Here is a 7,168-nt window from a genome sequence, read left to right on the forward strand (position 1 = left end):
AATAAGAGAATAATCTATATTATAAATAATTAGGGGTATTATATGGAGTATGATGTTATTGTAATAGGGGCAGGGTTATCAGGTCTTACAGCAGCTTCTTTATTAGCAAAACGAAGTTTAAAGGTGTGTGTAGTAGAAGCACAATATAAGCCAGGTGGTTCTTGTGGAATATTTAAAAGAAAAGATGTAGTCTTTGAGCAGGGAGCAGCAATGATATATGGATTTAATGATAGGGGCTTTAGTCCACATAGATTTGTATTTAATGCATTAGAAGAACCCATAGACATAATAAAGCATGATGAACTTTATGCTATTAATTTTGGAGAACATAGAATAGTTTTTTATGAAGATATAGATATGTTCATAGAAGAACTTGTAAAAGTTTTTCCTAATGAAAAAGAGAATTTTAAAAGATTTTATACAGACTTATCAAATCAATATATTAAAATAATAGCAGAAAATCCAGCCTTTATATCACCAGATGCAATGAAAAAAGAAAAGGGGTTAAAATCACTTTTAAAACACCCAATTGAGTATATACGATTTCTAGGATATATGAATAAAAACACTAAAAGTATATTAAAAAAATATTTTAAAGATAAAAATGTATTTGATTTCTTTGACAAATTAACATCAACATATTGTTATACAAATGTTGAAGAAACTCCAGCAATATTATCTTCTATAATGTTTGTAGATAATCATTTTGGTGGTAGCTATTATCCAGCAGGTTCAACATTAAATTTAATTGGAAAATTAGAAAAAGTAATAGAAGAAAATAATGGTCATATGATCTACAACACAGAGGTAGAAGAAATAATAGTAGAAGATAATAGAGCAATTAAAGTCAAATTAGATAATGAAACTAATATAAGTGCTAAGTATATTGTTAATTCAGGTACTGTATGGAATTTATATAATAAGTTATTAAAAGAGAATGTAAGTGAAGATATTAAAAATTGGGTAAATTCTTTAGAACCATCATATCCATCTGTAGTATTATTTGCACTTGTAAAAGAAGAAGCAATTCCAAAAGGAACACTACCAATTGAAATGTTAATTGGTGATAAAACTAAGTTAGATGAAGATGAAATAACTGTTTATATTTTAAGTATAGATGATAAAACTTTATGTAAAAAAGGATATCATACTATTATGGCAATAGGCCCTACTTTTAAAGAATGGCCAAAGGGGTTTAAAAATAATTATAGTACTGAAAAATATAGAGAAATGAAGGAAGTTGAAAAAAATAGAGTATTAGATGTTTTAGAAAAAAGATTTCCAGGTTTTAAAGAAAATTTATGCCATGTAGAAATTAGTACGCCTACTACTTTAAATAGATATGCATTAAAGGAGAAGGGAAGTGTAGCAGGACCTAAACAAAAGCTAGGACAGCATATGATGAAAAGATTAAAAAGCAAGAGTGAAGTAGATAGTCTTTTTAATTGTGGAGAATCAACAGTTATGGGTACTGGAACACCAGCTGTTACTATTTCAGGAATTAGTGCTGCAAACCTTATACTAAGGGAGTTAGGCATGGAGGAGTTTGAGTATAAAGAAAATATGAAAAACTATGTGAATATAGTTAAAAAGCCTTTTGAATATAATCAAATAAAAATAGGAAAAAATGAAGAGGAAGATAAGTTAGCTAAATTAGCGTTAAAATGTCAATTTTGTGAGAAGCCATCTTGTGAAAAATCATGTAAATATAACATGCCTATAAGAGATATAAATAGAAGAGTTGCAGTAGGAAATTTTTATGGAGCTAAAAATTTATTAAAGGATTATGATATTAATCCATGTTTAAATTGTGAAAGTAAAGAATGTGAAAATCATTGTGTTAGAAAAGGTTTTGCAAAAGAAGTAAGTATAAGGGAAATAAATAGTAAGCTTTAGGAGTTATATTATGTACATCCTTCAGATTGAAAATTTGCATAAAAAGTATAATGACTTTGAGGCAATAAAAGGTATAAATTTATCAATAAATACAGGAGAAATATATGGATTATTAGGTCCTAATGGAGCAGGTAAAAGTACCTTAATAAAGGTTATATCAGGACTTGAAAAAATAACTTCTGGAAAAATAATATTTGAAGAAAGAGAAACAAATATAAATAAATATAAAAAAAATATTGGATTATTACCACAAGATATTGCCATATATCATGATTTTACAGCAAGAGAAAATGTATCATTTTTTTGCTCTTTATATGGCTATAGGGGAAAGGAGCTTAAAAGAAGAGTAAATAAAGCATTAGAATTTGTTGGACTTTTAGATATTGAAAATAAAAAATCTAATGAATTTTCAGGTGGAATGAAGAGAAGATTAAATATGGCATGTGCAATAGCGCATAGTCCTAAATTAATAATAATGGATGAGCCAACTGTTGGTATAGACCCACAGTCAAGAAATCATATTTTAGAATCAGTGAAAAAGTTAAATGAAGAAGGAGCTACAATAATATATACATCTCACTATATGGAAGAAATAGATGATCTATGCAATAATATTTCAATTATGGACAATGGAAAGATAATAGCAAGGGGAACTAAGGAGCATTTAAAATCAAGTATAATTAAGCAAAATATATGTACAATACATCTGCGAAAAGAAATTTATAATATAAAAAAACATATAAGTAAAATAGATGGTATTGAAAAAGTAGAAGTAAATGATAAGGAAATAAAATGTTATTATTCAAAAGGGGTAAATGTGATTCCATATATAATAAATATAATATCTAATAATAGTGGAGTTATAGAAAATATAAAAAGTGAAGTTCCAACATTAGAAAATGTATTTTTAACATTAACAGGAAAGCAATTAAGAGATTGATGTAACTGAGGTTAAATATGATATTAATTAGTTTAATAAAGAAAGAAATTTTACATTTTTTTAGAGACAAATCTAATGTAGCTACAATGTTTATATTTCCAGTAGTGCTCATAGTTGTAATGGGATTTTCATTAAATGGTCTTATGAATGTTGATAAGAATATATTTGAAAATGAAAAAGTTTATTATAAAGTTAATGATGTAAGTGAGGAAAATAGATATTTACAGATTTTTAAGAGCTTCAAGGAAAATAGTGAAAAAAATATGAAAATAGAATTTGAAGAGATATTAAATGAAAGTGAAGGTAAAAATAATGTTAATAACTCTTTAGGACTAGCTTTTATTAGTATATATGAAGATAAATATAATTTTTATAGAAGTGAAAAAAAGGAAAGTACAGCTCAAAAAATATTTAGAAGTGTCTTTGATGAATATTTAGAAAGGTATGCAGTGATAGATACTGTAGTAAAAGAAGATCCTAGCATTATAAATGATGTGATAAAAGAGGAAGGTAATATTATAGTAAGTGAAGAAGGAATAGATAGCAAAGGGATAAACTCATTTACTTATTATACTTTTGCAGAGCTTGTATTGATAATACTTTATATATCACAAATAACTAGCGTGTCAGCTTATAATGAAAGCTTTGAAAATACATTAACGAGATTAAAGGTATCTAAAGCAAGCGATTTTAGCATTATATTATCAAAAATTACATTAGGATTAATAGTAGGAATAATTCAAATAGTTGTAGTTTATTTTGTTAGCACATTTTTTCTACATATTAATTGGGGTGAAAATATAAGAGAAATAATAATAGTATTAATATCTCTAATAGTCTTTAGTTCAATTTTAGGAGTAACTATTAGTTTGGTATTTAAAGATAGTAAGACTGCAGCTAGTGTAATAAATACACTATTAATAATTTTAGGATTTTTAGGTGGAGCATATGTTCCAATATCATTAATAAGAGCAAATGAAATAACTAATATATTATGTCAAATGACACCTACCTATTGGGCAAACATATCATTATTAAGCTTAAGTTCTGGAATTAGTACCAATTATTCAATTATATCAATAGTTATATCTTTAGAATTATCTTTAATATTATTAGCAATATCTATTATTAGCAGTAACTTAAAGGCAGGTGATAATATTGCTTGAGATAATATTAAATACCATAAAGTTATTACTAAAGAAAAAAAGTTTTATTGTTATGGGGATATTAGCTCCTGCAATTGTTCTAATATTTTTTAGTTTTGCCTTTGGAAATGATATAACTTATAAAGTAGGAATAGTTGATACAGATAATAATTATATATCAAATGAGATAATAGAAACTATAAATAATATAGAAGATGTAGATGTGGTAGATATAAGTAAGGATAATTATGAAATGTTACTTGCATCTCACCAAATACAAATAGCAGTTATAATAGAAGATAATTTTAGTTATAATATTCTAAACTTAAAAGAGGATAAAATTACCATTAAATCAATTTCAAATAGTGATGTTAAAGAAACTTTAATATCAATTATAAAATCGAAAGTAAACAATTTAAATTTGATAGCTAAAATAAGTGATAAAGATATAGGAAAATTTAAAGAAAAAAATGAAGCCTATAAAGAAAATTTAATTAAATATAATTTGAATGAAGCTAATGATGGTAGACCATCAATAGAAAATTCTATAGGAATAGTTATAATGATGATATTAATAAGTGGTGTTGCTATAGTTAATTTTTTAATTGACGATGAGGAGAATAATACTAAAGAAAGAGTTTTTATTAGTGGTATAAAACAATATAAATATTATATAGCTTTGATTATAGTATTTTATTTACTATCTTCTATAAGTAGTATTATATATTATGGACTTTGCAAATTATTAAATTTGAATTTTAATATGAGTAATACTAATAATTTTTTAGTAGTTATGTTGTTACTTAATTTAGTAGCTATATCTTTAAACTTGTGTATCGTTAGCTTTACTAGAAGTAGATATGTTGCTATTACAGTTAATATATTAATTGTTATACCAACTTGTATGTTATCAGGAGTGTTTTGGGATTTTGAAGTTATGCCTAATTATATGCAAAAGATAGGAAATCTAATGCCACAGAGATGGGTATATATATGTATAGAAAATTTACAGATATATGGTAGCTTAAGCTCTATATATCAATATATTTTTTATATGATAGCTATATCTTTAATATTATTTAGTTTAAGTTTATTTATGTTTAGAATAAGGAAAATTAAAGTTTGAGAATAAAAATATTAAATATAGTCGAAATTAACTATATAGAAAAATATATAGTTAAAGGAAAGTTTAGTTATGGCTAGATTTACATGGAAACAAATATTAAATAAAAACCGTATTAGGGATTATAAAAGTACTAAAAAAGCATTAGACTGTAGAGATGAATTTGAAAATGATTATGATAGAATTTTATTTAGTGCATCATTTAGAAGACTTCAAGATAAGGCTCAAGTATTTCCCTTAGAGAAATTGGATTTTGTTAGAACAAGGCTTACACATTCTTTAGAGGTATCTTCTATTGCAAAGTCTCTTGCTATAAGTATTGGATATAAATTAATTGAAATTACAGCTAAATCAGATGACAAAGTTAATGCTGCAATGGTAGAAGATATGAGTAATATCTTAGCATGTGCAGGGCTTATACATGATTTAGGGAATCCTCCTTTTGGACATTTTGGAGAAGTTGCTATTAGAGAGTGGTTTGAAGAAAAGTTGTTTAAAAATGATGATAATACTTATACTTTTAGCTATGATAAATATAAATTTAATTTAGATAATCAAGAAGCATTAGATTTATTGAATTTTGAAGGTAATGCACAGGGGTTAAGAATTTTAACAAAGCTTCATTTTGTTATAGATAGATATGGTATGAATTTAACAACAGGAGTATTAAGTTCCGTTATAAAATATCCAATTTCATCTTTAGAATTAGAAAATAGTAAGTTAAATAAGATAGGTTATTATAAATCAGAAAGTTCAGTTTTTAAAGAAATAGCAGATGAAACTAATATATGGGGTAGTAGAAATCCTTTAGTGTATATTTTAGAAGCGGCTGATGATATAGCTTACCTTTTAGGAGATTTAGAAGATTCATTTAATAAAAAGATAATATCACATGATATTTTTAAAGCAAAATATGAGGAGTTTATTAAAGCGGAAGGATATGAAGAGAAAACATTAGAAGAAAGTCTTTCATATTATTTATCAAAAAACTATGATATAGCAAAAGAAGAATATGGGTATGAAGATCCAGGCGAATATGCATTAAAATCATTTATAATCAAGTTAAATAGATATTTAAAAGATTCAGTTGTAGAAGAGTTTCTTGCTTCTTATGATGATATTATGAATGGAAATTATCAAGGAGATTTAATAGGAAATTCAAAAGCTAAAAACATTTCTATGTTTTTAAGAAATATATCTAAAGAGTATGTTTATACAAATGAAAAAATAGTTGCTAATGAAATTGTAGGATATAACATAATTCATAGTTTATTAGATATATTTATTCCAGCTACTTTAAATAAAAATGTTAAACCGTATAAAGGGTATGATGGAAAGTTATATTCTTTAATTTCTAAAAATTATAGATTTGTTTGTGAGAATAATATAGATCAAAAAGAGTGTAGTGAAGAGTATTCAAGGTTATTATTGGTTACTGATTTTATTTGTGGTATGACAGATTCCTATGCAGCATATCTTTATCAAGAAATCAGAGGAATGAAAGTATAATTAAAAGGGTGTATAATATTAATAAATAATTCCCTAAATAGGAGTAAAATATATCGTATTAAAGTATTATTAGTATAATAATGATATTGAAAAGAGTGACTTTTAAGGAGAAACAAATGAAAAAAATAGAAGTAGTTGCAGCTGTAATAAAAAAGGATGAAAAGATATTTATAAGTAAAAGAAATTATGGTGAATTTATTGATATGTGGGAATTCCCTGGTGGAAAGATAGAAATAGGTGAATCTAAAGAAGAGGCTTTAATAAGAGAGATAAAGGAAGAGTTAGAATTAGACATTAACAATTTGGAATACTTAACAACAGTAGAGTATGATTATAAAACATTTTATTTAACGATGCATTGTTATACTTGTGAAATATGTGGAGGAACATTAAATTTAAAGGTTCATAATGATGCAAAATGGGTTACTATAGCTGAATTAGATAATCAAAAGTGGATTCCAGCAGATATTGATATAGTTGAAGCTATCAAGAAAAGAAATTAGGCAATAAATATTGCTTAATTTCTTTTTTGTGTGTGCCCAGCATGGGCAACAA

Annotated in this window: 6 protein-coding genes; all 6 read left to right on the top strand. The window is 25.6% G+C overall.

Annotation, left to right across the window (positions count from 1 at the left end; all coding sequences use genetic code 11):
- The first annotated feature begins 42 nt into the window (after nt 1–42).
- The 6 genes from HMPREF0216_RS00435 (at nt 43) to HMPREF0216_RS00460 (ending at nt 7,116) form a co-directional block, all read left to right on the top strand.
- Entirely contained in the window at nt 43–1,896 is a 1,854-nt protein-coding gene (locus HMPREF0216_RS00435; RefSeq protein WP_005209788.1) for an FAD-dependent oxidoreductase, read from the top strand.
- Between the two features lie 10 nt (nt 1,897–1,906).
- Complete coding sequence (locus tag HMPREF0216_RS00440) at nt 1,907–2,836, top strand: ABC transporter ATP-binding protein (RefSeq protein ID WP_005209790.1); 930 nt, start codon at nt 1,907–1,909, stop codon at nt 2,834–2,836.
- A 17-nt stretch (nt 2,837–2,853) separates the two neighbouring features.
- Nucleotides 2,854–4,002, top strand: a complete 1,149-nt coding sequence (locus tag HMPREF0216_RS00445) for an ABC transporter permease (protein WP_005209798.1) — start codon at nt 2,854–2,856, stop codon at nt 4,000–4,002.
- The gene (locus HMPREF0216_RS00450) at nt 3,986–5,107 is read left to right on the top strand and encodes an ABC transporter permease (protein ID WP_005209800.1); all 1,122 of its coding nucleotides are present in this window, start codon (nt 3,986–3,988) and stop codon (nt 5,105–5,107) included. Before HMPREF0216_RS00445 ends, HMPREF0216_RS00450 begins: the two co-directional genes overlap by 17 nt.
- Before the next feature lie 69 nt (nt 5,108–5,176).
- A complete protein-coding gene (locus HMPREF0216_RS00455; protein ID WP_005209802.1) occupies nt 5,177–6,613 on the top strand; it encodes a deoxyguanosinetriphosphate triphosphohydrolase in 1,437 nt (478 codons plus the stop codon).
- 116 nt (nt 6,614–6,729) lie between these two features.
- Nucleotides 6,730–7,116, top strand: coding sequence for a (deoxy)nucleoside triphosphate pyrophosphohydrolase (locus tag HMPREF0216_RS00460; protein ID WP_040418349.1), 387 nt, complete (start codon nt 6,730–6,732; stop codon nt 7,114–7,116).
- Nucleotides 7,117–7,168 lie beyond the last annotated feature (52 nt).

It is taken from the genome of Clostridium celatum DSM 1785, from assembly GCF_000320405.1.
In the GTDB taxonomy this organism is placed as follows: Bacteria; Bacillota; Clostridia; order Clostridiales; family Clostridiaceae; genus Clostridium; species Clostridium celatum.

Excerpts from the sequence above, each read along its gene's own strand:
- HMPREF0216_RS00445 (WP_005209798.1), top strand. The coding sequence starts at position 2,854 with ATGATATTAATTAGTTTAATAAAGAAAGAAATTTTACATTTTTTTAGA.
- HMPREF0216_RS00440 (WP_005209790.1), top strand. The coding sequence starts at position 1,907 with ATGTACATCCTTCAGATTGAAAATTTGCATAAAAAGTATAATGACTTT.
- HMPREF0216_RS00435 (WP_005209788.1), top strand. The coding sequence starts at position 43 with ATGGAGTATGATGTTATTGTAATAGGGGCAGGGTTATCAGGTCTTACA.
- HMPREF0216_RS00455 (WP_005209802.1), top strand. The coding sequence starts at position 5,177 with ATGGCTAGATTTACATGGAAACAAATATTAAATAAAAACCGTATTAGG.
- HMPREF0216_RS00460 (WP_040418349.1), top strand. The coding sequence starts at position 6,730 with ATGAAAAAAATAGAAGTAGTTGCAGCTGTAATAAAAAAGGATGAAAAG.